At 41.5% G+C, this 26,190-nt stretch carries 30 protein-coding genes and 3 pseudogenes; 11 read left to right on the plus strand and 22 right to left on the minus strand.

Annotation, left to right across the window (positions count from 1 at the left end; all coding sequences use genetic code 11):
- From L650_RS0112395 to L650_RS0112435, 8 genes are all read right to left on the minus strand, one after another.
- A partial coding sequence (locus L650_RS0112395) for an Hpt domain-containing protein (RefSeq protein ID WP_029773319.1) occupies positions 1-625 on the minus strand: 625 nt, incomplete at its 3' end.
- A gap of 14 nt (positions 626-639) precedes the next feature.
- Entirely contained in the window at positions 640-1,002 is a 363-nt protein-coding gene (locus L650_RS0112400; RefSeq protein WP_029773320.1) for a response regulator, read from the minus strand.
- Between the two features lie 8 nt (positions 1,003-1,010).
- A complete protein-coding gene (locus tag L650_RS0112405; RefSeq protein WP_004588224.1) occupies positions 1,011-1,283 on the minus strand; it encodes an STAS domain-containing protein in 273 nt (90 codons plus the stop codon).
- 163 nt (positions 1,284-1,446) lie between these two features.
- Positions 1,447-2,064, minus strand: a complete 618-nt coding sequence (locus L650_RS0112415; protein ID WP_029773321.1) for an SCO family protein — start codon at positions 2,062-2,064, stop codon at positions 1,447-1,449.
- On the minus strand, positions 2,061-2,990 hold the full coding sequence (gene cyoE / locus L650_RS0112420; RefSeq protein ID WP_024033912.1) for a heme o synthase: 930 nt from the start codon (positions 2,988-2,990) through the stop codon (positions 2,061-2,063). The genes L650_RS0112415 and cyoE overlap by 4 nt, the downstream gene beginning before the upstream one ends.
- A 12-nt stretch (positions 2,991-3,002) precedes the next feature.
- Positions 3,003-3,992 (minus strand): COX15/CtaA family protein, encoded by a 990-nt coding sequence (locus L650_RS0112425; RefSeq protein WP_029773322.1) that lies wholly within the window; start codon positions 3,990-3,992, stop codon positions 3,003-3,005.
- 30 nt (positions 3,993-4,022) lie between these two features.
- Positions 4,023-4,517, minus strand: a complete 495-nt coding sequence (locus L650_RS0112430; protein ID WP_029773323.1) for a hypothetical protein — start codon at positions 4,515-4,517, stop codon at positions 4,023-4,025.
- Positions 4,507-5,247 carry an SURF1 family protein gene (locus tag L650_RS0112435; RefSeq protein WP_029773324.1) on the minus strand — a complete coding sequence of 247 codons (741 nt, stop codon included), beginning with the start codon at positions 5,245-5,247 and terminating at the stop codon, positions 4,507-4,509. The genes L650_RS0112430 and L650_RS0112435 overlap by 11 nt, the downstream gene beginning before the upstream one ends.
- A gap of 14 nt (positions 5,248-5,261) precedes the next feature.
- Between L650_RS0112435 and L650_RS24775 the strand changes: the two genes are divergently transcribed.
- Positions 5,262-5,573 carry a DUF2909 domain-containing protein gene (locus L650_RS24775; protein WP_085065488.1) on the plus strand — a complete coding sequence of 104 codons (312 nt, stop codon included), beginning with the start codon at positions 5,262-5,264 and terminating at the stop codon, positions 5,571-5,573.
- Here L650_RS24775 and L650_RS0112440 read toward each other — a convergent pair.
- The 5 genes and pseudogenes from L650_RS0112440 to lexA all read right to left on the minus strand — a co-directional run bounded on the left by L650_RS0112440 (position 5,473) and on the right by lexA (position 10,701).
- Complete coding sequence (locus tag L650_RS0112440; RefSeq protein ID WP_004588217.1) at positions 5,473-6,348, minus strand: cytochrome c oxidase subunit 3; 876 nt, start codon at positions 6,346-6,348, stop codon at positions 5,473-5,475. The genes L650_RS24775 and L650_RS0112440 overlap by 101 nt on opposite strands.
- A gap of 35 nt (positions 6,349-6,383) precedes the next feature.
- Positions 6,384-6,914, minus strand: a complete 531-nt coding sequence (locus L650_RS0112445; RefSeq protein WP_004588216.1) for a cytochrome c oxidase assembly protein — start codon at positions 6,912-6,914, stop codon at positions 6,384-6,386.
- Entirely contained in the window at positions 6,914-8,506 is a 1,593-nt protein-coding gene (gene ctaD, locus L650_RS0112450) for a cytochrome c oxidase subunit I (protein WP_004588215.1), read from the minus strand. The genes L650_RS0112445 and ctaD overlap by 1 nt, the downstream gene beginning before the upstream one ends.
- Positions 8,506-9,611: pseudogene (gene coxB, locus L650_RS0112455) on the minus strand (cytochrome c oxidase subunit II). The gene ctaD and the pseudogene coxB overlap by 1 nt, the downstream one beginning before the upstream one ends.
- Positions 9,612-10,083: 472 nt before the next feature.
- Entirely contained in the window at positions 10,084-10,701 is a 618-nt protein-coding gene (gene lexA, locus L650_RS0112465) for a transcriptional repressor LexA (protein ID WP_004588213.1), read from the minus strand.
- 177 nt (positions 10,702-10,878) lie between these two features.
- Between lexA and L650_RS0112470 the strand changes: the two genes are divergently transcribed.
- A complete protein-coding gene (locus L650_RS0112470; RefSeq protein ID WP_004589367.1) occupies positions 10,879-11,319 on the plus strand; it encodes a PaaI family thioesterase in 441 nt (146 codons plus the stop codon).
- A gap of 10 nt (positions 11,320-11,329) precedes the next feature.
- Here L650_RS0112470 and L650_RS0112475 read toward each other — a convergent pair whose 3' ends face one another.
- Entirely contained in the window at positions 11,330-11,710 is a 381-nt protein-coding gene (locus tag L650_RS0112475; protein ID WP_004589368.1) for a hypothetical protein, read from the minus strand.
- A gap of 231 nt (positions 11,711-11,941) precedes the next feature.
- On the opposite strand from L650_RS0112475, the gene L650_RS0112480 reads away from it, so the two are divergent.
- Together L650_RS0112480 and L650_RS0112485 are read left to right on the plus strand one after the other, a co-directional pair.
- A complete protein-coding gene (locus tag L650_RS0112480; protein WP_029773325.1) occupies positions 11,942-12,193 on the plus strand; it encodes a Rho termination factor N-terminal domain-containing protein in 252 nt (83 codons plus the stop codon).
- A 143-nt stretch (positions 12,194-12,336) separates the two neighbouring features.
- The gene (locus L650_RS0112485; protein WP_029773326.1) at positions 12,337-13,053 is read left to right on the plus strand and encodes a hypothetical protein; all 717 of its coding nucleotides are present in this window, start codon (positions 12,337-12,339) and stop codon (positions 13,051-13,053) included.
- Here the strand turns inward: L650_RS0112485 and L650_RS0112490 are convergent.
- Positions 13,028-13,378 carry a VOC family protein gene (locus L650_RS0112490; RefSeq protein WP_029773327.1) on the minus strand — a complete coding sequence of 117 codons (351 nt, stop codon included), beginning with the start codon at positions 13,376-13,378 and terminating at the stop codon, positions 13,028-13,030. The genes L650_RS0112485 and L650_RS0112490 overlap by 26 nt on opposite strands.
- A gap of 126 nt (positions 13,379-13,504) precedes the next feature.
- Here L650_RS0112490 and L650_RS0112495 point away from each other — a divergent pair, with 126 nt between their 5' ends.
- The 3 genes from L650_RS0112495 to L650_RS0112505 all read left to right on the plus strand — a co-directional run bounded on the left by L650_RS0112495 (position 13,505) and on the right by L650_RS0112505 (position 16,260).
- Entirely contained in the window at positions 13,505-14,164 is a 660-nt protein-coding gene (locus L650_RS0112495) for an endonuclease (protein ID WP_029773328.1), read from the plus strand.
- A 108-nt stretch (positions 14,165-14,272) separates the two neighbouring features.
- The gene (locus L650_RS0112500) at positions 14,273-15,892 is read left to right on the plus strand and encodes a S41 family peptidase (protein WP_029773329.1); all 1,620 of its coding nucleotides are present in this window, start codon (positions 14,273-14,275) and stop codon (positions 15,890-15,892) included.
- Positions 15,892-16,260 (plus strand): hypothetical protein, encoded by a 369-nt coding sequence (locus tag L650_RS0112505; RefSeq protein ID WP_004589374.1) that lies wholly within the window; start codon positions 15,892-15,894, stop codon positions 16,258-16,260. Before L650_RS0112500 ends, L650_RS0112505 begins: the two co-directional genes overlap by 1 nt.
- A gap of 60 nt (positions 16,261-16,320) precedes the next feature.
- On the opposite strand, the gene hmpA is transcribed toward L650_RS0112505, so the two are convergent.
- The 3 genes and pseudogenes from hmpA to L650_RS0112520 all read right to left on the minus strand — a co-directional run bounded on the left by hmpA (position 16,321) and on the right by L650_RS0112520 (position 18,978).
- Positions 16,321-17,502, minus strand: coding sequence for an NO-inducible flavohemoprotein (gene hmpA, locus L650_RS0112510; protein ID WP_029773330.1), 1,182 nt, complete (start codon positions 17,500-17,502; stop codon positions 16,321-16,323).
- Between the two features lie 20 nt (positions 17,503-17,522).
- A pseudogene (locus L650_RS0112515) lies at positions 17,523-18,709 on the minus strand (NnrS family protein).
- Positions 18,709-18,978, minus strand: a complete 270-nt coding sequence (locus tag L650_RS0112520) for a hypothetical protein (protein ID WP_024033924.1) — start codon at positions 18,976-18,978, stop codon at positions 18,709-18,711. Before L650_RS0112520 ends, L650_RS0112515 begins: the two are co-directional and overlap by 1 nt.
- Before the next feature lie 160 nt (positions 18,979-19,138).
- Between L650_RS0112520 and norR the strand changes: the two genes are divergently transcribed.
- Positions 19,139-20,695: a nitric oxide reductase transcriptional regulator NorR gene (gene norR / locus L650_RS0112525; RefSeq protein ID WP_024033925.1), complete on the plus strand. Its 1,557-nt coding sequence runs from the start codon at positions 19,139-19,141 to the stop codon at positions 20,693-20,695.
- Here the strand turns inward: norR and L650_RS0112530 are convergent.
- Positions 20,688-21,587 carry a LysR family transcriptional regulator gene (locus tag L650_RS0112530; RefSeq protein WP_004589379.1) on the minus strand — a complete coding sequence of 300 codons (900 nt, stop codon included), beginning with the start codon at positions 21,585-21,587 and terminating at the stop codon, positions 20,688-20,690. The two genes, norR and L650_RS0112530, sit on opposite strands and share 8 nt — an antisense overlap.
- A gap of 117 nt (positions 21,588-21,704) precedes the next feature.
- Between L650_RS0112530 and L650_RS0112535 the strand changes: the two genes are divergently transcribed.
- Complete coding sequence (locus tag L650_RS0112535) at positions 21,705-22,271, plus strand: NADPH-dependent FMN reductase (RefSeq protein WP_029773331.1); 567 nt, start codon at positions 21,705-21,707, stop codon at positions 22,269-22,271.
- A 3-nt stretch (positions 22,272-22,274) separates the two neighbouring features.
- Here the strand turns inward: L650_RS0112535 and L650_RS0112540 are convergent, their stop codons facing one another.
- Complete coding sequence (locus tag L650_RS0112540) at positions 22,275-22,718, minus strand: TerB family tellurite resistance protein (protein WP_024033928.1); 444 nt, start codon at positions 22,716-22,718, stop codon at positions 22,275-22,277.
- A gap of 98 nt (positions 22,719-22,816) precedes the next feature.
- On the opposite strand from L650_RS0112540, the gene L650_RS0112545 reads away from it, so the two are divergent.
- Positions 22,817-23,191: a hypothetical protein gene (locus L650_RS0112545; RefSeq protein WP_029773332.1), complete on the plus strand. Its 375-nt coding sequence runs from the start codon at positions 22,817-22,819 to the stop codon at positions 23,189-23,191.
- Between the two features lies 1 nt (position 23,192).
- Here L650_RS0112545 and L650_RS0112550 read toward each other — a convergent pair whose 3' ends face one another.
- Positions 23,193-23,786: a hypothetical protein gene (locus tag L650_RS0112550; protein ID WP_029773333.1), complete on the minus strand. Its 594-nt coding sequence runs from the start codon at positions 23,784-23,786 to the stop codon at positions 23,193-23,195.
- A gap of 43 nt (positions 23,787-23,829) precedes the next feature.
- The gene (locus L650_RS0112555; RefSeq protein ID WP_029773334.1) at positions 23,830-24,816 is read right to left on the minus strand and encodes a hypothetical protein; all 987 of its coding nucleotides are present in this window, start codon (positions 24,814-24,816) and stop codon (positions 23,830-23,832) included.
- Between the two features lie 341 nt (positions 24,817-25,157).
- Between L650_RS0112555 and L650_RS0112560 the strand changes: the two are divergent.
- A pseudogene (locus tag L650_RS0112560) lies at positions 25,158-26,190 on the plus strand (DUF3360 family protein); the annotation flags it as partial.

Consider the following 26,190-nt stretch of genomic DNA (forward strand, 5'->3'; position numbering starts at 1 on the left):
CGGCTTCTTTTTCGCTGGTATTTAAAAAAAAGCGCCAGTGTAAGTAGCACTCGTCACTGCTTAAATCTTTAATATCTGGGATATCGTCTAAAAAGGCCTGTGTTTCAAGCTCGCCGAGTTCAGCTAATTCGCTGATCATAAATAAAGGCTCGTTGCCTGTTTTAAAAAGGTGATGATGCGGTTTAAAATCAATTTGAAAGGTATTTACCTCAGCAGCAGCCGNGGCTGAATCGGCTTGCATTTCGAGTACAATTTCAAACTGTTTTTTTAAGGTTGTAGCGTGTGATAAATCAGGCTCTTGCTCTGCTTGCAGCTCACCGAGCAACCCACGCAAGCAATCAACAGCTTTAAGCAATAAATTAACGTGCTCGGTGGTGAGTTCGCGCTCACCTTGTCGTATTTGATCCAGTAGGGTTTCTAGCACATGGGTAAACTCAGCAACAGAGTTAAAGCCAAAGGTGCCACTGCCCCCTTTAATTGAGTGCGCAGCTCTAAAAATAGTATTTATTGTTTCTAAGTCTTCTTCGCCGGGCTCTAAATTTAATAGCTCGGCCTCCATTGTATCTAGGCCTTCAAAACTTTCTTCAAAGAACACTTCAAAAAATTGACTTAAATCTATACTCACGCCGCACTCCTCAGTTAACGAATTACTTTTTTAAGTACCGCTAGTAACTGATCCGGGTTGAAAGGCTTTACAATCCAGCCTGTTGCGCCAGCTGCTTTACCTTCTACTTTTTTATCTAATCCTGACTCTGTGGTTAGCATAAGTAGCGGCGTAAACTTGTAATCAGGAAGACCTCTGAGCTCTCTGATAAGCGTAATGCCATCCATAATGGGCATATTTACATCTGAAATTACCGCATCAAAACTTTGCTGCTTGGCAATCGCGAGAGCTTCGCTGCCATCTTTTGCTTCGGTAACATCAAACCCTGCGGTTTTAAGCGTAAAGCTCACCATTTGACGCATTGACGCAGAATCATCAACCGCTAAAATTTTCTTCATATAAACCTCTAACCTTTACTTTCAAGTGTTAAATATTGACTTAAGCCAAGTTGATTAATGGCGTTTTGAAGTGCATCACTGCTGCCTACCCATACAATTTTATGGTGTATGGTAAGTAGGTGTTTTTGTAAGGCACACAAAAGTTGAATTGACGCGGTATCGGCTGAAACAACCTCACTGACATCTAAACAAATATCGTTGTTGCTATTGAGTTCTTGTAATAAATCTTGGTGAAGAGTCTCTACTTGCATAATCGCAAGTTCGCTTGGAAGTTTTAGCATTTTTTCAGGACTTTCCCTGTCAATTCAATTCATAACAAAAGCTTAGCCTTAGTTATTAAAATTGCCATAAAAGGCTCAAAAAAATTAATAAAACTTTTAAAAGTGGCGCTAAAAAGCAAAAAAGGAGCCTAAGCTCCTTTTAAAATGCGTGAAAAGTTTAAAACTAGTTTTTATAGTAATCCGCTATGTGTTTAAATTCGCTAATAAGTTGAGTGGTATTAATAAGGGGCACATTTCCTTGTTGGAATTCAGGCTTAAATATGGCTCTTACCGCTCCATTTGCATCAACTAAAGCCACCGAAGCACTATGATCGACCGCATATTCTGATTCTTGCGAGTCACTAATGGCATAAATTAGACCAAGCTCTCTAACCACCGGGAATAGGTTTTTGTGCTCACCCGAAACAGCTAAAAAGTCAGGGTTAAAATAATCAATATACGCTTTGCGCTTTACCGGCGTATCGCGTTGAGGGTCTACCGACATAAACCAAATTTGCAGTGGGTATTCGTTATGTAACTTTTTATACACGCTGTTTAGTTTAGCAAGCGTTAATGGGCAAATATCTGGACAACTGGTATAGCCTAAAAACACTAAGTTCCACTGCCCCAAAAATTGCGCTTTGGTGACTAACTCACCGTTTTGGTCGTTAAGAGTAAAATCAGAAAGAGGCTTTGCTTGCTCATACACTAAGGCTTGCACATCGGGTGCACTATTTTGCTCTGAGCAAGCGACTAATAAAAACGAAAAAATTACAACTAAGCTAATCCGTAACTGCTTCATAAAGGGAGCCATTTATCTATAAATAAGATCACGAAGAGTACCATTAAATGCACAATTGAAAAGCGAAATAAGTCCATTGCGGTATCATCGCTAGGGGCTAATTTAAGCTTAACCGCTTTATACAAAAAGAGTGCATTGAGCACACATGCGCCTACTAAATAAATACCGCCCGACATACCAATTAAATAAGGTAATACACATACAAGCGCCAGTAATATGGTGTAAGCCACAACACAGGTTTTGCAAAAATCGATACCGTGAGTTACTGGCAACATAGGAATTTTAGCGCGTTCGTAATCGCTTTTGCGTGCTATTGCCAGTGCCCAAAAATGCGGTGGGGTCCACGTAAATATAATCATTACGAGTAACCATGGCGCGGCTGCCATTTGATTGGTTTCAGAAACCCAGCCCAATAAAGGCGGCATTGCCCCAGCTAAGCCACCAATTACAATGTTTTGCGGTGTGGCACGCTTTAAAAAAGAGGTATAAATAAAAGCATACCCAACTAATGCAAACAAAGTAAGTACGGCTGTTAGAGTGTTTGCCCAAAGCATTAGCATTATAAAACCAGCAACCCCTATCACGCCTGCAAAGCTTAGCGCATGGGTTTTACTAAGCCGGCCTTTGGCTACAGGGCGGTGGCGTGTACGCGCCATTTTTGTATCTATTTCGCTATCAACAACATGATTTATTACCGCCGCAGCGCCAGAGAGCAAACCAATGCCTAATAAACTAATAAATTGTACTGCAATGCCTCGCCCTACATCAGGCGCCAGTGCCAAGCCAACCCAAGCAGTAAGTACCAACATAGCCACTACTTTAAACTTGCTAATAGCTAAGTAATCTTGCAGTAAATTATAAGCACGTTGAATAAAAGGGTGTGCGCTAATAACCTGTAGTTCTTTTTTATCGAGTGTGAGTGCCATAATTATTCCCCTTTAAGTGCGTGCTTTTAGGTAGTAACACAACCTAACCATAGTCAATAACAAGATAGCTGCCATTAAATTGTGCGCCAGCGCTACCCCAAGCGGAAAGTGCCAATGCACCACCGCAAGCCCTAAACTAATTTGGCAAAGTAGCGCAACAAGCACGCTGACAGTACAGTGTTTTATTTTTGCAGATTGCGCCTGACTGTATATACGCCACATAATTAGCGCCAACACAATACATGTAACTAGCGCCCAAATTCTGTGTAGTAGATGAATAGACATACGCGCCTGTTGCGATAGCACTCCGTACTCATAATTACTGTGCTCAAGCGGCAGCTGAAACACACTACTGAGTGAAAATGGCTGCGCATAACTACACAGCGGTAAGCCATTACAGTGTGGCGCTGCATAATTTGCTGCAAGCCATCCTCCTAATGCAATTTGAATAACCAACACAGCCAATGCAACTAAGCTCAATGAAAAATAGCCTTTAGCGCTACTATCTCCGCCCTCTATGGGTTTACTGGTTAAACGCAGGTATAAAAGAGTGATTAGCGATAAAATACTAAATCCCCCCAGCAAATGCCCCATTACAATGAGCGGTTGTAAGTTCATAGTAACGGTCCACATACCCAGCGCAGCCTGAAATATAACTAACAATAATAAGGCTAGCGGTAATTTAACCGGCGTGTTTGAGTAATGGCGCTTTACAAAAGCCAATACAAATAGCGCTAAAATAAGCAGCCCCAGCGCGCCTGCAAAGTAACGGTGGATCATTTCTTTCCACGCTTTGGCGGTTTCAAACATCATATCTGGATAACTTTGGGTAGCTAGTGCGATATCGGCTTCATGCTTTGGTACAGTTAAAAAGCCATAGCAACCGGGCCAATCTGGGCAACCAAGACCTGCGTCACTTAAACGTGTATAAGCACCTAGCCCTACCACCAACAGCGCAAGTAACCCCGTTGCAAGTACCCAGTTTTTATAATTTTTATACATAGGAATCTCCCATTAACAATGCGCTATTAATTAGCTTGAACGAGAATAGTTAAGTAGTTTTTTTAAATCTTTTAATAAACCTTTTTGCACTAAACGGTTTTCTTGTGGCTGCTCTTTAAACGGATATTCAAGCACCACTAAACCCATATGATCGATTAAATACAGGCTAGCGGGCTGCAAATTTTGTTGCGCGTTAAAGGTTTTCCAAGGAATATTTTTAACTTTAGGCGCTCCCATTACAGCCATATCAACCTTGCCCTGATTTTTTCCTAAGGCGATATATAAGTTATTAAGCGCATTGAGCTGCTCATTGCACGAAGCGTTACATTTATTGGAGTAATTAAGCGCAATTGTCCATTGCTTAGGGTTATGTTGCTGCCAGTTTTCAAGCTTTACGTCGTGCTGTAAAAACTCGCCATTATTGGTAATAGCGCTTGGCAACCAGTCTAGCTTTAGCGCACCGTATGCAAGTATTAGCGGTACAGCGCAACATACAACAAACAAAACTAAGGGGTTATTTTTCATTGTTAGTCCTCTTTTTACTGGCAAAAATGGCCACCACTACACAGGCTAAGGCTATTAAAAACCATTGCACTGCATACGCTTGGTGCTTTTGCGGACTCATCACCACCGCTTTATAATGCGGTATAGCTAGCGCATCTCCTGCACCTTGACGATAAGCCATAAAATTAAATAACGATTGATTACTCTGCTCACTTAGCTTTTGTAAATCTATTGATTGAATTCGTTTTTGAAGGTCTTGTTTTGTCGAATTGGTTTGTAAGTTAAAGCTCGTTAAATTTCGCTCTTTTATCTGCGCTTTAAACGTAATATTACGTTTAGGAAGTTGGATGTTAGGTAATTCGCTGCGTGAAATAGGCGCTTTTACCCACCCTAAATTAACGAGTAAAGCGTCACTTGCTTGGCTTGGCTTAAATAAAACCAATAAATCGTAACCGACTTGCCCTTGGTAAACTTGGTTATCTAAAAGCCAGTATTGCTGATTTATTATTTTTCCGACAAGCTCAACCACTACACCTGTTTTATTCCACTTTGAAGGCATTGCCTGTAATTGCTGCCAGCTCATTACGCCTTGGGTTTGCATGTTAGCTATAGCTGTTAGCTGTTGCTTCTTATGCTCAGCCCTTGCTAATTGCCAATACCCTAAACGTACACATACCAGTACCACAGCTACCACAACGCAAAGTGCGATAAATGAGCTAAGCTTTTGTTTACGCCTTAAAATTAACTGCATAAAGGGTCAACCGAGTGATTATTAAAATTATTATTGTGCTGCTGTTACTATTTATACTTTTCAACTTGTTTAGAGCGCTATTTATTATGGTGACCGATAAATCTGGCGGTCGGCCTATGTCGCATTTTTTAGGCCGTCGCGTGCTGTTTTCTGTGGTGGTTTTGGTGATGGTGATAGCCGCTGTAAAACTTGGTTTTATAAAGGCTAATCACTCACCATTAGCCGTTACAACACATACACAAAAACAAATAAACACAGCCACACCACATCAACAAAATGCCAGTACCAAGCCGCTGCTTGAAACGCAAAATGTTTATCTTTCGTAAAGTGGCCTTTTAAAATACGCACAAATACAACAAACAAAATGATGGCGCCAAGGGTCACATGCATGCCATGAAAACCTGTCAGCAAAAAGAATGTATTCCCGTAAATGCCTGCATCTAGTGTTAAGTTTAAGTCGTTGTAGGCATAAATATATTCTTCTACCTGCAATGCTAAAAAGCACACACCCAATAAAATGGTTGCCCCTAGCATCACCTTTAGCGGTTTACGTTTATTGTTTTCAATGGCTACGTGAGCAAAGTGCAAAGTAACCGAAGACGCTAATAAAATAAGCGTATTAATAAGGGGTAAGCCTTGCCACCCCATAGCTTGCGTGGTTTCACCTGCTGGTGTGGTTAGTAGTGGCCATACGGCCTCAAAGGTAGGCCAAAGCACCTCGTTGGTCATCGCGTTATTCCCAGCGCCGCCAAGCCAAGGCACCGACAGTATGCGGGCGTAAAATAATGCGCCAAAAAAGGCCATAAAAAACATAACTTCAGAGAATATAAACCAGCTCATTCCTTGTCTAAATGATCGGTCCATTTGCGCTGAATATAAGCCCTGATCAGACTCGCTAATTACATTTTTAAACCAGCTAAAAATCATATACAGCAGCACTGCAATGCCTGCATATAGCAAGTACACACCGCTGCCCCCTTCACTTTCTAAGTTCATGACTGTTAAAGCCGCACCCACTGCAATAAAAAATAACGCCACCGCGCCCACTATGGGCCAAGGACTTTGCTCAGGTACGTAGTAGTTTTCATAATCTTGATTCATGTTACTTGCTCCTAGTTTTACACTAGACATGCAGGCTAGTTATTACTTGCTACTAGCTGCTCACTAATATCAAATACGGTGTACGATAAAGTTAGCTCTTCTACATCGCTCGGCAGTGCGGTATCAACATAAAAAAGCAGCTTAAACTCAAGCTCTTCACCCGCTTTTAGGGGTTGTTGATCAAAGCAAAAGCACGCTATTTTATGTAAGTACTTGGCTGCCTTTCCGGGCGATACAGAAGGTACCGCTTGCATTACTTTATCAATATCACTGGTGTTTTTTGCGCTAAACATTACCTCTCGCATGGCACCTGGTTTCACATCAACACTGTATTCTTTAGATTTAACAATAAACGGCGCACCACTTTGCGCATGGGTTGTAAAGCTCACACCTATTTCTCGATTTTGTGCAACCTGTGTACTTTGTTTAGCTTGCTCAAGCGACGGCTTGCCATTAAGCCCAGTTATGTCGCAAAACACGTCATATAAGGGCACTAAGGCAAATGCAAAAGCAAACATACCTATACAAATAAGAATTAGGCGCTTTAATAGCGGTGCATGTGTCATTATTTAATTTCCGGCGGCGTAGAAAAAGTATGATACGGCGCAGGAGAGTCCACTTCCCACTCTAAACCTTCAGCACCATCCCATACTTTTGCAGGGACTTTATCGCCCCCTCGGGCACATTTAATTACCACCGCCACAAAGAGTAACTGCGATAAACCAAAGGCAAACCCACCTATGCTTATGATTGCGTTAAAATCAGCAAACTGCAGGGCGTAATCGGGAATACGGCGCGGCATGCCTGCCAGCCCTACAAAATGCATAGGAAAAAACAATACATTTACGCTTACCAGCGATAACCAAAAATGCCACTTAGCCAAGGCAATGTTGTACATATTGCCCGTCCACTTAGGCAGCCAATAATAAGCCCCCGCCATAATCGAAAATATTGCCCCCGTAACTAACACGTAATGAAAGTGCGCCACCACAAAGTAAGTATCGTGATACTGAAAATCAGCAGGGGTTATAGCCAACATAAGCCCCGAAAAGCCCCCTAAGGTAAACAGCACAATAAAGGCAATACTAAATAGCATGGGCACTTCAAAACTTATTGACCCTCGCCACATAGTGGCTACCCAGTTAAATACTTTTACCCCTGTAGGCACCGATATCAGCATGGTCGCGTACATAAAAAATAACTCGCCAGCAACGGGCATACCGGTCGTAAACATATGATGCGCCCACACAATAAAGCTCAGTAATGCAATAGAGGAGGTTGCGTAAACCATTGAGGCATATCCAAATAGTTTTTTACGTGAGAATGTAGGCACTATGGTCGAAATAATACCAAAGGCGGGTAAAATCATGATGTACACTTCGGGATGGCCAAAAAACCAAAATATGTGCTGAAACATCACCGGATCGCCGCCGCCTGCCGCATCAAAAAAGCTGGTTCCAAAGTATTTATCGGTGAGCACCATAGTGACCGCTCCGGCCAGTACGGGCATAACAGCAATTAATAAAAATGCGGTTATTAGCCATGTCCAAACGAATAATGGTAGCTTCATCCATGTCATGCCTGGGGCACGTAAATTAACAATGGTCACAATAACGTTTATTGCGCCCATAATTGAGCTAATCCCCATAATGTGCACTGCAAACACAAACATTGCGGTGTTGTCGTTACTGTACGTTGTTGAAAGCGGCGCATAGAACGTCCAGCCAAATGCGGGGCCGCCTCCAGGCATTAATAACGAGGCCAATAAAATTAAAAAAGCGAAGGGTAAAATCCAAAAGCTCCAGTTGTTCATTCTGGGCAGTGCCATATCTGGCGCGCCAATCATAAGCGGTACCATCCAGTTAGCAAGCCCTGTAAAGGCTGGCATTACAGCACCAAACACCATAATTAAACCGTGTACTGTGGTCATTTGGTTAAAAAAGTGTGGGTCTACCAATTGTAATCCTGGCTGAAATAACTCAGCCCGAATAACCATGGCCATTGCACCGCCAATTAAAAACATAGTCAGCGAAAAAATTAAGTACATGCTGCCAATATCTTTATGGTTTGTTGTGTATAACCAACGTTTAAAACCTTTGGCTGGGTGATGGCCGTGGTGAGCGTCATTGGCGTTAGGTTGTTCTACTATGCTACTCATTAGTTCGCCTCCGCATCAAGTGCTGCCTGAATTTCACTAGGTTGGATGACATCACCCGTTTCATTACCCCACGCATTACGTTTATAGGTAATTACCGCTGCAAGTTGTTTAATTGAGAGCTGCTTTGCAAATGCCTGCATTGCAGTTCCTGGGCGGCCATGAATCACTACATCAATGTGATCTTTTATATCACCCAAAACAATGGGACTGCCTTTTAGCGCAGGAAATACGCCCGGTAAACCCATACCTGTAGGTTGATGACACGCAGCGCAACTTGCCATATACACTTGCTCACCTAGTGTCATTAGCTCTTCTCTAGGAATTGTTGTATCAAGCAATGCTGCATCAGCAAGTGCGGCTTTTTGCTTAGCTTGCTTAGCATCTGCAAGCCATGCGTTAAAGTCCTCTTGCGATTTAGCTTCAACCACCACGGGCATAAAGCCATGATCTTTACCGCACAGCTCTGCACACTGTCCTCGGTAAATACCTTCTTCGTTAATGTTGGTCCACGTTTCGTTGATAAACCCCGGATTGGCATCTTTTTTAACGGCAAAATCGGGTACCCACCAAGAGTGAATAACATCATCAGAGGTCATTAAAAAACGCACCTTTTGATTAATTGGCAGTACTAAAGGTTTATCAACCTCAAGTAAGTAATTAGGGTTTTTATTAGCAAGGTTGGCTATTTCGTCTTGAGGGGTAGATAAAATAGAGTAAAACTCTACGTCTTCGCCCATGTATTCATAATGCCACTTCCACTGTGACCCTGTAATTTTAATGGTTAAATCGGCCTTACTGGCATCTTCCATCGCAATGAGGGTTTTAGTGGCAGGGATTGCCATGGCAATTAAAATAACAAACGGAATGGCAGTCCAAAGAATTTCTACTTTGGTACTTTCATGAAATTGGGCAGGAACTGCCCCTTTAGATTTACGGTGATGAATCAGTGCCCAAAACATTATTGCGAACACTATCACCCCAATCACACAACATATTAAAAATATAGTCATGTGTAGCTGATATACATTATTACTTATATCGGTTACGCCCTTGCGCATATTGTATTGGCTATTANAAGCCACAAGGTAGAGGTCAGTTTACCCATGTGACGGCTCCTTTGATGCTATTGCGAATGCAAAGCGAAGAGGCATACGGCTTAAACGCCAATTCGTTATTTTTATTTTTTAACCAATCTTATTTTTGATTGGTATCGCTAGGACAACAAAAGGTTTGTGTATATTGTGTGTTCTCATAACTAAAAAGCTGTGAGTTATTGTTAGTCCAGCACATTAATGATTAGCTAAAAAACGTACAACAAGCAAGTTTTAGTATAAAAAACAATCAAGTGATATTTTAAAATTGACTAAATGACGGCGTATTAAATTGTTATTTAACAGCCAAGATACGAGCAAAATTAAGGGATGTAACACGCTTAGGAAGATAAAAGTATGAGTGAAAAAAAGTTTACAGCCTAAATAATTTTAGGGCGTTTTGAGATGGCGGAAGGTTTGTTTTTAAAACAAAAATGCACACTAAAAAGTGCGCATTTATAGATATTACTTAAAAATAGTTAAAAATTACATCCAGTCGGCATTTCTTATTACCCCAACGGCTAACCCTTCAATATTAAACGATTCGTTTTCAAGGTCTACTTCAATTGGCGTAAACTCTTCGTTTTCGGCGTGTAATAATACTTTTCGGCCTGCTTTTTCTAGGCGCTTTACGGTTACGTCTTCATCTACTCGTGCAACCACAACTTGGCCGTTTTCTGCTGTTTGAGTACGGTGTACGGCAAGTAAGTCGCCATCCATAATACCTATATCTTTCATACTCATGCCGTTAACACGCAGTAAAAAGTCGGCGGCTGGTTTAAACATAAGTGGGTCTATTTTACAGTGACTCTCAACATGTTCTTGCGCCAAAATAGGCGACCCCGCTGCAACTCTACCTATTAATGGTAGACCTAGTTGCTCTGGCTCTTCTTCTTCAACCAATTGAATACCACGGCTTGCGCCTGGTTTCATTTTAATAACACCTTTTTTGGCAAGCGCTTTTAAGTGCTCTTCTGCGGCATTGGCACTTTTAAAACCGAGTGTTTGCGCAATTTCGGCACGTGTAGGAGGCATACCAGTGTCTTTAATAAAAACTTTTATTAGTTCGAGTATTTGAGCTTGGCGTTTAGTTAATGGTCGCATACAACTGGTTTTCCATACAGTACATTTAACTGTGAGTATATACAGTTAAATAAAAATCGCAAATTTAAATTGTGCTTTAAAATAGCTAAATACACCGCACCTGGATAAATTTTAGGTAATTACAGACGTTCAGTATTTAAAATGCTATAAATTTGCTTTCAATATAAAGGAGTAATTATGAGTATTTGGCATCAACCCATCACATTAGAGCTTTGCAAACAGTTAGATGAGGGAATAAACGGCCAAGGCACGCTAATGAAAACCATGGGCATAGAAATAACCGAAATAGGAGATGATTACCTAGTGGCTACCATGCCTGCTATTCCTGAGCATCATAATCCTATTGGTATGGTACATGGTGGCGCAAATGTGGTACTTGCCGAAACCGTAGCAAGCTACGCCGCTAACTTTGTAGTGGACTTTACAAAATTTTATTGTGTTGGACAGGAAATTAGCGCCAGCCACTTAAAGGCCTCTCGAAATGGCACTTTAACCGCCGTTACTCGTGCATTTCATATTGGTAAGCGCAGTTCTGTATGGGAAATAAAAATAACCAATAGCCGCGGCGAGCTTTGCTGCGTATCAAAAATGACCGCAGCGGTTGTCGAGCGCAAATAATTAACTATGGCTACTTTTCGATAGGGTAAATAGTTATTTCCATACCAGCGCCAATTGCAGATATACGTAGTAGTGTATCTGCATGTAGAGCTTGGTTAAAACACTTAGGTGACGTGCCCGACTCAAAGCCTATATCAAACGTTCTGCGCGAACAGCTTAGCCACTGCTTAAGCGCATTACGTGAACACGACTCTATTAATTCACATAAGTGGTTGATTGCTTTGTCTGGCGTGGTTATATCACCTGAGGCTTCAATACGCGCCAATTGACGATATTCGTCTTTGTCATAATGCAAAACCATCGCGTTTTTCTTTAAGTCTGCCACTAGGGCGCTAATATCTTGTTTAGACTCAAGCTCTAGATCTACATTTAAAAATTGAATTTCCGACATTGTCTGCTTTTTACCCTCTTATAGTTTCATCGCAAACTTTAACGCAGTTTTACTTTTATACCAAATCAACTAAGCGTTAAACATGGCTTTATTCATAGAAAATACCTGTTTAAACGCCATTGGCACCTAATTTGCCTTATAAAACGGGTTAGGCTAGTTACGCTTAATTTTACCGTTTATGTATGAAAGTTATACACACTCTGTGTAATTAAACGCTTCAGGAGGACAATTATGGTAGATCATGGCCCGCAAATTAAAAACGACGATCAGTACGATGCGCTTCGAGATGAAGGCATGAGCAAACAAAAAGCCGCGCGCATTGCTAATAGCAATACTCATAAAACCGCTGTCAAAGGCGGCAAAGCCTCAAAGTATGAGCAGCGCACTAAAAAGCAGCTGTACAATAAAGCTAAAGAGCTCGGCATTAGTGGCCGCTCTAAAATGAGCAAACAAGGGCTAATAAATGCCTTACGTGAGCATTAAACACAGCCTCACTGATTTTTTACCGCTCCTTTTTATTATTTTTATAAAGTTAGAGTAAGCTTATGAATAACTGCGACAAAATGTCGCAGTAAAAGCATGGGCTGCTGTAATACACTAACGCTAAAAATAATAAGAAGCACAAAATGAGAAAACAACTATTTAAGCGCGCTCGAAAACTACATAAGTGGCTTGGCTATTTACTTGCCTTACAAATTTTAGCTTGGCTTTTAGGCGGCTTAGTAATGAGCGCGATACCACTTGAATACGTACACGGTAAGCACCTTGCTAAGCGCATACTTACAAACCCATTTACTCAAGCAGACTACCCCACATCACTCGATAATATTACTGCGCAAGTGCCTAACCCCACGCAAATAGTGTTTGAGCACTTTTTAACGACCCCGCTTATTACTGTTATTAATACTGAGGAGCAGCAGAGCTTTAATGGTTTAACGGGGCGCCCTTTTCAGCCACCCACTAAAATACAAATTACCGCTAATGCACAAGCGCATTTACTCATCGACGCTAAGCCAATTAGCACAACGCTTTTAAAACAAGGCACTCGAGAGGTGGGATATAAAACAAACGTGTGGCAAGTACAATTTAACGACACCTTTAATACTACGCTGTATTTAAATGCAATTAACGGCAAAGTTATCACCGTTCGCAGCACACTATGGCGCATATTCGACTTTTTTTGGATGCTACACATAATGGATTACGACGAGCGAGAAGATTTTAACAACCCGCTTCTCATCAGTTTTGCAGCCACCAGCGTACTATTTTGTTTATGCGGTATTATTTTATTAATACAAAACGTTAGGCTAAAAAAACTTACACGTGTTGGTCAATCAAAATAGGGTTGCCGTCTGGGTCGGTAATAATAAAACTTTTATCACCCACAGGTTCAACCTGGATATGAGCGCTTTGAAAATATTCGCTAAGCGCATCAACATCCTTAAACTCTGTAACGGTTTGTGCGTTTTGATCCCAGCCAGGATTGAAGGTCAGCATGTTTTTATCAAACATACCCGAGAACAAACCAATTAAATGCTCACCGTTTTTCATCACTAGCCAGTTTTGCTCTATCTCACCTGCAAACTCACTAAAGCCCAGCTTTTCGTAAAACGCTTTTGAGGCTCTAATATCTTTAACCGTTAAACTTATTGAAAAAGCACCTAGCATAGTCATCTCCTCGCTATTTTTTATATCAGTATAGAGTGTACTAAGCATTGCGGATTAAAATTCGTTCAGGCTTTATCTTTTAGCAGCAAAACTTTAGACTAGCGCCTCCTGTAGTTCACGTATGTGATGGATATGCTTAAATTTATTTTGGCCTTTGTGGCTTGTTGTATTTGTTTTTCTGCATCGAGTGAAGAATTTACCCGTTTTTCAACGGCTAAAAGGCACTTAATTAAAACCCTACCCGAAAACGCCAAAAGCCTTTACTGCGGCTGCGACATTAAAAAACAAGGTAAAAAGCTAATCCCCGACCCTAGCAACTGTGGTTATATTCCGCGTAATACGTTAACTTCCTCTGGCAAGGTTAATATACGTGCACTGCGTATAGAGTGGGAGCATATAGTGCCGGCGTGGGAATTTGGTCACCAGTTACAATGCTGGCAAAACGGTGGTCGTAAAAACTGTCGCAAGGTCAGTGCTAAATTTAGAAAAATGGAAGCCGATATAAACAATTTAGCCCCTGCTATTGGCGAAATTAACGCAGATCGCTCTAACTATCGCTTTGGTATGCTTAGCGAAAACGCTGCCCAATATGGCCGCTGCAAAGTAAAGGTTAACTTTAAACAACGCGTTGTAGAGCCTCCTTTTTATGCCCGTAAGCGCATTGCCGACACCTACGCTTATATGCAAAAAACATACGGCTTAAAAATATCAGCTAAACAGCAAAAGCTATTTAATGCCTGGCAAAAACAAGCATTTGCAGATAAAAGCAGCGCAAGTAAGCTGTAGTACACCTAAATGTATACACTCATTTACATAATTTAGGGGCTAATACGTTGAATAAATGAGCGGGTGTTGTAGTATTTCAAACAACTTATTTACAAAAAGTAGTTTTGTATGTTTAAAAATAATAAAGCATCACTCGCTATTATTGCTGCACTTTCAAGCCTAACGCTTGTGGGCTGTGGCGGTGGTAGCAGCATGAATGAAACGCCCGACCCAGTCGTCACACCTCCTGCAAGCACAGCCCCAACATGGACGGCAGGTGTATTTGAGCCATCGGAGGAGTTAAAAAACTTTTGCGAAAACCCACGCACAGGTAACGATCCGTTTAATAATAATGAGCCCTACCCTGACCAAGCCGGTTCGGCCCTTTACGAAAAGCTTTGGCTTCGCTCGTGGAGTGACGAAACCTACCTTTGGTATGATGAAATAGCCGATAACGACCCTGAAAACTTTGCTACAGTGGCGGATTATTTTGCCCAACTAAAAACCGAAGAACTAACCGACTCTGGTGCTAAAAAAGATAATTTTCATTTTTCAGAGCCTTCTGAGGATTACTTTCAAGAAGCGCAATCAGGTGTAACCTCAGGCTATGGTATAAATTGGGCATTTATTGGCGACCCAGCTGATAGAATTTTACGTGTTGCCTACCTAGAAGACGACTCACCAGCAAGCCAAATTGGTTTTCAACGTGGCGATACCGTACTTGAAGTTGATGGCGTAAGCATTAATACCAGCACACAAGCAGGCGTAGATACCTTAAACGAAGGCTTATTTAGCCCCGCTAATGGCGACTCGCACACCATCGTTGTGCGCAGTAACAATGGCGCTGAAAAAACCTTTAACGTAACTGCCGGCAACATAGAGCAAACGCCTGTACAAAACGTAAAAACCATTACCACTGCAAATGGCACTAGCGTAGGGTACATGCAGTTTAATAGCCATATAAGTATTGCCCAAGAAGGCTTAATTGCTGCCGTTAATAAATTTAAAACCGATAACGTAGAAGAGCTTGTTATCGACTTTAGATATAACGGAGGCGGTTTATTAGCGCTTTCTTCGCAGCTGGCTTACATGGTGGCGGGCAGCGCCAACATTCAAAACCGTATTTATTACCAAACTCAGCAAAACGATAAACAACCGGTAGAGTCGCCTTTTCCGTTTATAGATGAAGAAATTGATTACTCAACTTTTTTTAGCACTGGCGAAAGCCTCCCTGATTTAAACCTATCTAAGGTGTATGTGCTTAGTACATCGGGTACGTGTTCAGCTTCAGAAGCCTTTATTAATGGCTTAAAAGGCATTGACGCCGAGGTGGTGCTCATTGGCGACACAACCTGTGGTAAACCATACGGTTTTACCCCAACACATAACTGTGGCACCACCTATTACACCATTCAATTTAGCGGTATTAACAGTAAAGGGTTTGGTGAATATGCAGCAGGCTTTACGCCAACGCCTACACCACAGTTTGATGCTGATGTAAAAGGCTGTGTAGTCAGTGACGACTTTGATAATCAATTAGGCGATCCAAACGAAGGGATACTCTCTACTGCGCTTTATCATATTGATAATAACGGCACGTGCCCTGTTAGCACCGCCTCTGCGAGTATTAAAACGCAAGTACAAAGCGCTGCTGGCGATAGCAAGCAGCTATTACCTTTAAACGCACCTAATAACGTTAACCGTGGCAATATGGATTTAACCTGGCCTACGTTAAATAAGGATAAGTAATGGCTAAACTACTGGCAATATTAACCTTATTATTTATTGGAGGCTGTAACAGTATGAGTAATGCCACTGCTAAGCCTGCACTACTTACCGAGGTAAACCCAGGCGTTATAGCCACGCTCCAGCAAGCGATTATAAAAGCAAAGGGCGGCACACTAGTTACACTGGCCGACACCGTTTTTACTAAACGCAGCGAGCTATTATTAAGCCATGGAAATAGTAAAGACTCAAATGGTATGCCCATAATGGGCGCGCATAATATCAAGCCAGAAAAGTTTGTTTTACAAATAATCGGCAAGCAGTGCGTGCTTTATTATCCTAAAAAAGATATGTCTATTGAGCTTAAAAACGTAAGCTGTAAAGCACAATAAAATACTATTAAAAAGGCACACAGCATTTATGCTGTGTGCCTTTATCATTTTTCTCTTGGTTTATAAGTCTTGATGCGGACCAAACACTTCGTAATGAATATGCTCGTTTTTAACACCGAGTGCCATTAACTGGCTTTTCACAAACGCCATAAACCCAGCGGGGCCGCATAAGTAAAAATCGCCATATGCAAGAGGTAACTGTGCTTTTATGGCAGTTAAGTCCATTAACCCTGTAAAATCAGCCCTATCACTACTTTGATTAAACCACGTAATAGTTTGCAAGCTGTTATAAGCCGCACTTAATTCATTTAAATAGTGTGCAAATGAGTGTTGCTGCGTATTTTCGCACGCATGTAAATACATAATATTTTGCTTAGAGTTATCGCTTAATAGCGTTTCGAGCATCGCAAGCATTGGGGTTTGCCCTACACCTGCTGAAATAAGTACCGCTGGGTTTTTACTATTTCGTAAAAAGAAATCACCTGCAGGCGGGTATAGTTCAACTATGTCACCTTGAGCTAGTGAGTGTAAATAATTAGACACCATGCCAGGCTTTGGCTGTAGCTCTTTTTTAACGCTAATACGGTAGTTTTTACCATTGGCTTTTTGTGAAATAGAATACTGGCGAATTTCTTCATATTCAGCGCCCGCTGGTTTAACTTTAATCCCTAAATACTGGCCTGGTTTATGGGTAATCACCGCTTTGCCATCTATAGGCGTTAGTGTAAAACTTGTTACGAGTGCTGATTCAACCTGTTTGTTGGTTATTTCAAATTGGCGTGTGCCCGCCCAACCACCGCGTGTATTTTTACTGTGCTCATATAAAGCCGCTTCTTCGGTAATACACATATCAGCAAGCAGTGCATATGCTTCACGCCAAGCGTATTCTACATCCGGCGTAAACTGCTCTGGTATTAGCTCTTTTAAGGTGCCAATTAAGTGATCACCAACAATGGGGTAGTGCTCTGGTAAAATATTTAAACTGGTGTGTTTATGGTTAATGCGCGCTAATGCCTCTTTTAACACCGCTAAGTTATCAATGTTTTGAGCGTATGCCGCTAAGGCGTTAAACAAAGCAAATTGCTGGCGCCCGGTGTTTTGGTTGGTCATATTAAAAATATTTTTGAGCTCTGGGTTATGGCTAAATAGTCGCTTATAAAAATGTTCGGTCACAACCGTGCCGGCTTGCGCTAATAACGGAACAGTGCTTTTAACAATCTCAATGGTTTTATCAGATAACATAATGTAGTCCTGTAGGTAAACTAACCACAGCGCCCATCAACACGACGGCGCGTTAATATAGGTGTGCAGTAAATTAAAAATAACAAAAAAGCCACTAACCACAGCAAGGCACTGATCTGCCAAGCAAAGTGTGGCGCAATAATTAAGGGGAGTATGGAGCGAGTAATAGCTGCCACCAGCACAAGCGCAAAAGCAACAGATATATATTTAGGTGTATTAAGCGTACGCCCTGTATGCCCCAGCGATACACGGGTCATCATGGCTAAAATCATCATCCCTATTGTGCCAATAGTGATAAGGTGGAGCGCATCTTTAAAATGTATTTCGCTTGTGTAAAAGCTCAGTGCAATCATCATTAAGCCAACACCTAAAGCAAAATAAGAAAAATGCAAAGACCATAATAAAGGCACTTTTAGCACGTTTGCATGCCACCAAAGCTTTGCGCGAATTAAGTGAATCGCAGCCACTATTGCAACAATGAATGCAGGGCTAATTGAGCTTAAAAATAATTTACTGATAAAAAATAAAGTAATTGCCAATATTGATAAGTACAGTAGTGCTTTATCAATTTTAGGAGTGCGTACTTGCTCGCTAAGCGCTAAGCCTTTAGCAGTAAAAGAAGGAATAACCCGCCCTGCTACAATGCCGACCAGTAAACTGACAACCAGTACCGCAGTGTCAACTACAGCTAATGCAAGCTGCATGTTGTTATTTAAAACAAGGAGTAAATAAAGAGTATTAAGGGCGCACAACACGCTTAAAATAACTAAAAACGGGTAATTATTTTTACTGCGTGCTGTTAATAGCATATTAGCCAGTGCCGTAATTGCCCCAAGCCACCATGCTAGCTGTAGCAAAGTAACAAGCCATAAATTAGCATTAGCAAAATCAGGCAGCTTTATAAAAAATGCTAAACGAGCACTTATCCATACAAAAGTAAGTAGCATAAGTGCTTTGCCACTTATACTTTCAACGCCTGTCCAAGTTTGTGCCGCCGTAAGTAAAAAACCGACNGTGTGGCTGGCATGGTTAAGTGCCAACTAGCATAGCCCGTTAAAATAAGTAACCAATACCCTATCGATAAAAATGCCAGCAAACCGCCTGCTAAAAAGTAGGGTCTAAATGCAAGCATACATAACGGCCATTTTGTTACGTGATGAATAGCTATGTGCGCTGGCATTGGCTCTGTTAAATTTAGTGGGCGCATTAGCGTACTTCCTGCCCTAAACCATGTTGCGCAACACAACGCAGCACATAACTAACTTTTAAAATAGCTGCCACTACAATCGTACTAATATGCGCTGATATTTGTACCTGCATCGAAAAGTGCTCTGCGTACGGGTAACTAATTAAAATGCTCACAACCATACAAATAGCGCTAAGCCCTAATACTGCATTAGCAGTAAATAATAGCGATTTAAAAAATACGCCTAACTCAACCTGGTTGTTTACATTATTTAGTGTAAGTGTGTTCATAACTACCTCAGCAACCATTAACGTTACTTAGCTATTACACATAGTGTGCCAATAAAATAAAACACTAATATTCAGTAAGTTAAATATAAACACTTTACAAATTGAGTCTTTATGACACACTCTAATTTAAATCATAAAAACACGAATAGGTCATTTTGACATGAACCAGCAATTCAACCTTACCCAAGTGGCTTTAGAGCTTGCCCAAAGCACGCTGCACGAGCACAGCTTTGATCAATTATTGGCAACGGTTGAACGTGTAATACCTAGTGATGCCAGTGCATTACTTGTCGTGCAGGGCGAGCAACTTAAGCCCTTAGCCATCAAAGGTCTGATGCCCGATAGCCTTGGTAGGCGCTTTAAAATAGCAGAGCACCCACGATTAGCGGCCATTTGTAGTGCAAACCACGCATTACAGTTTGCACACGACTGCCCCCTGCCCGACCCATACGACGGCCTGCTGCTGGCCAAAACGGGCGATATTCCTGTGCATGCTTGCTTAGGTTTACCCCTTTACGATAAAAACACTTTGCTAGGCGTGCTTACATTCGACAGCTTAAACGCAAATGCCTTTTGCAGTATTAGCGCAGATACGCTCAGCACCTTACAAACACTGTGCAGTGCGCATTTTAAAACAGCCCTAGAGCTTGCCCATTACAAACACCATGCACAGCATTCAAACGCCCTTGTACAAGCGCTAACGCGTGATGCGCTTACTCGCGATGGCGGCGAAATTATTGGCCAAAGCCCTGTAATGCAAACGCTTAAAAATGAAATAAAACTCGTAGCGGCCTCTAATTTTAGTGTATTGGTGTTAGGAGAAACGGGCGTAGGAAAAGAGCTAGTAGCGCGTAATATTCACTTAAATTCTGCCCGAAAAGATCAACCGCTGATTCACTTAAATTGTGCCTCACTCCCCGAAAATCTTGCAGAGAGTGAGTTTTTTGGCCACGCCAAAGGCTCATTTACTGGCGCACAAAATGCCCGCCAAGGTAAGTTTCAGCTAGCTGATGGCGGCACGTTATTTTTAGACGAAATTGGCGAGCTACCATTGGCTATGCAAAGTAAATTATTACGTGTGTTACAAAGTGGTGAAATACAAACAGTGGGAGAAGACACGCCAAAATATGTGGATGTAAGGGTAATAGCAGCCACTAATCGTGATTTAAAACATGAGGTAGCGCAAGGCCGCTTTAGAGCCGATTTATATCACCGGCTAAGTGTTTACCCTATTACCGTGCCGCCACTTAATAAACGCGAGCACGACATAACTTTACTGGCTGGTTATTTTATTGAACAAACTGCCCGTAAATTAGGTATTAAACAATTAAAGCTAAGCACTGAAGCGCAAGTATTGCTCAACCAATACAGTTGGCCTGGTAATGTACGCGAGCTTGAACATGTTATTAGCCGCAGCGCATTAAAGGCTAAGCAAAGCCAGTGGCAAAACCCAATAATAACAATTACAAGCGAGCACTGCGATTTAGCCCAACAACCAAACAACAACGCGCACGTTAGCACGCCAATTACCGCCCACACTGCCCATCATCAGCCTTTAAAACAGGCCGTTGAATCTTTGCAATTTACGGTTATTACCGAGCAATTAAAACAGCATAATTATAATTGGGCAGCTACTGCACGAACCCTTGAACTCGACAGAGCCAACCTAGTTAGGCTTGCCAAACGCTTAGGCATTAAAGTTAAAAAAACTATTTAACGTGTGGCATGTTACTAAAGTAGGTTTTTAATAACGCAGCAAAGGCTTGCACTTTGGCCGTGCGGTGTACTAAATGGTGAGTAACCAACCAAGAGTCAAACTCCCAATGTAATTTGTCGTGCAATATAGGCACTACGTCGGGGTTATTTTCTATCGCGCTTTGATGCAACCCCCCTATGCCTAAGCCTTTAATAACCGCGCGCGCCGCTTCTGAGGTTTCTGATACTCTTAATTTAATTTGCGACTGAGGAATAAACTCATCAACCCAGCTAAAGTAAGGTACACGCGCATTAAATCCCGCAATACCCGATATAAAATTATGCTGCTTTAAGTCATCTAAGGTTTTTGGCATGCCGTGTTTAGCAATATAACGTTTGTGGGCATATAGGCCGGCCGATAGCTTAGCTAAGTGCTGCGCTATATAGTCGCCTTCATCAGGTTTGGGGCCTACACGTATTGCTATATGGGCTTGTCCGTGGTCAAGCCTTAGGCGCTTTTGCTCTAAAATCACTTCTAGCTGCACTTGCGGATGCAATGTTTGAAACTGCTCACACACGTTGCTTAGCATATCCATAAAACCACTTACGGTAGTCAGTAACAAGCTCCCTCTGAGCTCACTATCGGCTGCGGCAATGGCATTATGTAAACCTTCGAGTGAGTTATCTATTGCTTGTGCGGTTTCAAATAATTTTGCCCCGCTTTCGGTTACTTTATATCCGCGCGCATGGCGATGAAACAACCGTACATTTAAGTTTTTCTCTAAGTTATTTATGCGTCTCAACACTGTGCTATGGTGCACACTTAGTGCCTCTGCTGCGGCGGTCAAAGTACCTAGCCTTGCCACTTCAAAGGCAACTTTTACGTCTTGCCAGTCGTCAAATTTTATTGCCACGCTACCCGCCTTCTACTTATGTGCATATACGCACATAAGTGTTGCGTTTATTCGGGTTTTCTACAAGCAAAAATTTGCTACATTAGTGTCATACCCAACCAATAAAAGGTCTAAATTATGTCAGCACCAAAAATTATCGCGCTCGCGGGTAGCCTGCGTAAAGATAGCTTTAACCAAAAACTTATTAACGAAGCAGCTCGTTTTGCTCTGCAAACCGGTGCTGAAGTGGAAGTAATTACACTCGCCGAGTTAAATTTGCCATTATTTAGCGAAGACATTGAAGCGCAAGGCACACCTACCGATGCACAACTATTAAAAGATAAACTGCGTAATGCTGATGGTATTTTACTAGCAAGCCCAGAGTACAACGGCTCAATTACTGCTGCACTTAAAAATGCAATTGATTGGGCGTCGCGAACTGAGCAAGGCGCAGTCCCCGCATTTCGTAACAAAGTAGTGGCGTTATTTGCTACATCACCGGGTGGTTTGGGTGGTTTGCGCGGCTTAAACCATGTACGCGATATTTTAAGTGGGATTGGCTCGTTAGTACTTGCCGATCAGCTCGCTATCCCATCTGCATTTACTGTATTTGACGAAGATGGAAAAATTAGCGACCCTACCACAGCAGAAAAAGTTAGCGTATTAACGCAGCAGCTCGTTTCTGTTGCTAGTAAATTAAGCTAATTTTTACGATTGTGTCGCTGCTAATTTAGCAGCGATAAAATCGGTGTGCGCTACATATAAAAGCCCAGCCACTTTGCGTATTACATACTCTTCTTGAGGGTCTATCTCTCCATCGGCATACGCCAATCGCCATAATAGCTCAATTATTTCAATGCGCTGCGCCGCACTGCAGTGATCGTTAATCTGCTTAGAAAATTGAAAGTAATCAATAGCCCCATCTAAGCTACCAGCGGCATTGTTGGTGAGCTCATCAACTTCCGATTCTGTTAAATTAAAGTATTTTTTTAAGGTTACAGTCAGGGTGTGTTGTTCATTATGGTCGAGCTTAGAATCAGCACGCATTACTTCAATAAGCAGCGCAGCAACCGCTGTTTTTAGATCATGCTGCTCTATGCTTGGCTGTTGCTCGTCAAAAGCGGCAAACAGTTGTTTTATTTGTTTGAACATCACATATTCTCTTTTTGGGTGTTAGACTTAACTTAAATACATCGCACTTAATGCTTTATTAATGGGTATTAAGTTCGCAAATTAAAGGATACATTTTTATGAAAGGCTTATACACACCGCATTTAGTTGTTGGCGCTGCATTGCTAGCCTTTTCTGGTATAGGGAACGCCTTTGCAGAAGTGGGCGAAAAAGAAAAGTCATACGACTTTGATAACAAAGTACATTACTACCAAACCAAAATTAGTGAAGACAACTATAAAATAGAAATACAATCAGACGATTACAAACACTTTGCTAATCAAAGTATGTTTTTACTGCGCCACGCAGACAGATTATGCCGCGGCAGAACCTTTATGTTAAAAGTGCTTGAAGGCGTGCAAGAGTACGAACGTTTTCCTACTAAACCACGCGCTTATCAACCACCATTAAACGTTTTACTACAATGTGACGCACCCGAGAAAAAAGAAAAATAGTTTATTTTTCGTAGCCCCACGGCGCTGCTGGTGGAGTAATTGGTTTAGTTAAATCAAAGTCCACCTTAAACTCGCGCCCTTGGCGAATTAACCGATACGTAAAAACCTCCGGATAAATATACATTTGCCATGTATTACCTGCCGACTGTGCTATCCCTTGTGCTACAAATAACTCTTTAGAGTATTGATCGGCCGGGAAAGACTGCATTTGTGCAAAACCCGCATCAAGAGTATGACCGCCATACATAGTTGAAGCATCGTCGCTGCCATCTTCATGGCGATGATCATGCTTTAAGCTCAAACCACTGCCCGTTTTAGTAATGATCCATGTACGCGATGCATCATCTCCCACATGAAATGGTACTTGTAGCTCGCTATCTGTGCATTTACGAACATGCATAATTAGTTTTTTATTCTCGAATGAGCTTGGGCCTTTTGCGTTATCTACGCTTACTTTGCCCTCAAACGCTTTACCACAATGCGCAGCTATATTATTAAAAAACGCATCGTGTGTTGGTATAGATACCAAAGGCGCAGGACGCGCGATAGCCGCTGATGAGGCAAGTAATAACGTTGCTGCCGTTAATAATTTCATAAAGTACTCTTATAATAGTTTTTTAATACCATAGCGGTTTAAGTTAATAATGGGAAATAGCTGCGACAAGTGGCTTTTCTGCTCTGTTTTTCATTAATGTTAAAAGTGAATAATGGAAGTCTTGAAAAATCACCTCACCCCATATTCGCGAATAAACACCAAAATTTGTATTATCTTGCACAGTCGTTTTTAAAGTTAAAATCGTATTGCCGCTTTTATCTTCACTTAACGCATACCCACCATAAAGAGGTGAAAAGTATTCGCCGCCTAGTTTTACGTGTTTATCGAGTGCATCATCGGGAATAGCATCAGGGTCTATCTCAAATCTATAAAGCATCTGTTTATTTGGCTGCCAATCCGTAATCACTTCTTTAAATGCAACTCCTTTTTGCCATTTACTCGTTCTAACAGCCCCAACCCCCGTAGCATTCATATTTGCCTCTAAAGGTTTAGGTACACCTATTAATTGGGTAAGCGAAAATGGCAATTCTTGTGGCTCTATGGTGCTTACATTAGCAAGCTGCTGCCATACACGATTTATAGGCGCTTCAATAACTATAGAGTTGGTGACTTCGTACGTTTTTGATAAGTGTAAATAATTTACCTCAATAGGTGAGAGCAATACAGGAAGCAAAGCTATTGAAAGTAAAGGCCTGTTAGCGTTTTTTGTTTGGCGGTTTTTAATAAAGCCTGCCAGTAAACCACCCATACTTGCAAAGAGCATAAAGGCAGGCAAAGCCATTGCCACACAAATACTGCCTTCAAGCAGTGTAATAACGCTTACAAGTAAAAAAACAAAAATTGGCTGCCAAGCAATTGTCACCATTTGCCTTTTAGTTAATGTATTTGAACTTTTAAATTCAAAATGAATACGAATATAGCCAATTGCAACGGGCACTAAAAACATAAATGAAATAGATACAAGGCTACTTAAATTATAAGTATCAAGCAGCTCCACAAACAGCCGCATAAATATGCCGTAAAGCGTACCAAGTAAAATACCAATTGATTTAGGAGATTGAATTTGCATTGAATTTCTTATTATTTGAGTAACCGTTGAACCTAGCAGATGCGCTATTTCAGTTCAATTAAAATACATAAACCACTACTTAGACTAAAGGATAACAGCCTTGTTTTTGCAATGTTTCACCAAATTAGAACACATAAAAAAACAAATCAACATACTGATTTTAAACAAAATATACTTTACATTTAAGAATGCCAACACAATGATTTAGCATAAAATAAAGCCATACACGACCTTTTGCCTATACATTCCTGAGTAAAAGCTGATCTACTCTGCTCCTACACTATTCATTTGCTTTAACAAAAGCCGTATTAATAAATAAGCAACGAGTAACAGGAGGGACTATGTCAGTAACCCCAAAGGGTAACGAGCCAGAAAAAACAAGCGCACCGCACGTAGATGATGCCAACAGCTATCAAAATAAGCATAAAGCTAGTTCAGAGTTTAATACCCGCGACGAATACCTAGAGCACGAGCTGCAAATTATGCAGCCTAAACGCTGGCGGCCTAATTTACCATTTAGAGACTACCGTTTTGAATTTGAAGACACGATTCCTGCTATGGCGGGCACCATCGGTAAAGTCGTTATGGTAGGTGCTATTGCCGCTACTTTTGCAGCGCCACTGGGTTTAAGCGATGCGTTTGTGTTAGAAAACGTACGCTATGAATTACTGATTGTTTCTATTTTTATTATTTTGTTTTCGGGCTTTATTTTACCTACCGCTAACTTAGCAGGTACTCATGGGCCACTTATTCCTCTTATTCCTATTGTGGTTNCGGCCATCCTATGGCATTTGGCTTACTGATTGGTGCCTTTGGCTTTATTTTAGCCATAACCAAAGGAGGGAGCTTGCTGGCACGCTTAACCAGTAAAGGCGTGTGCGGGGGCTTACTTATATATTTAGGCTTTATTGGCACAATTTCGCAGGTTAAAAAGCTGTTTGCATGGGCTGAGGCCATTGATATGGCGCACATTGCATTTATTGTTATTTTGGCGACCATTTTATTGTATGCGTTACTTGAGCACTTTAAAAAGCGCTGGTTAGCTGTGCCGCTTAGCTGCCTTATTGGCGGTGTGGTTGCATTTGCACTCGGTGCGCCGTTTGAATTTAATACCGCGCCGGGCTTACCAAATATGAACCCAGCTTATTGGTGGGGCGAGAACACAGGCTGGATGCTTGGCTTACCTACGCTTGAAAGCTTTGTGGTTGTGCTGCCGTTTGCGGTATTAGCTGTCGCTATGTGGTCACCGGATTTTTTAGGGCATCAAGTATTTCAAAAAATTAGTTACCCGCAACGCACTGAAAAAGTTCAAATGAACATAGACGACACCATGCTAAGCGCATCGGTTAGACAAACCTTTGGCTCGCTGGCCGG

Origin of the sequence: Pseudoalteromonas sp. TB51 (assembly GCF_000498055.1) — a bacterium.
GTDB classification, from domain to species: Bacteria; Pseudomonadota; Gammaproteobacteria; order Enterobacterales; family Alteromonadaceae; genus Pseudoalteromonas; species Pseudoalteromonas atlantica.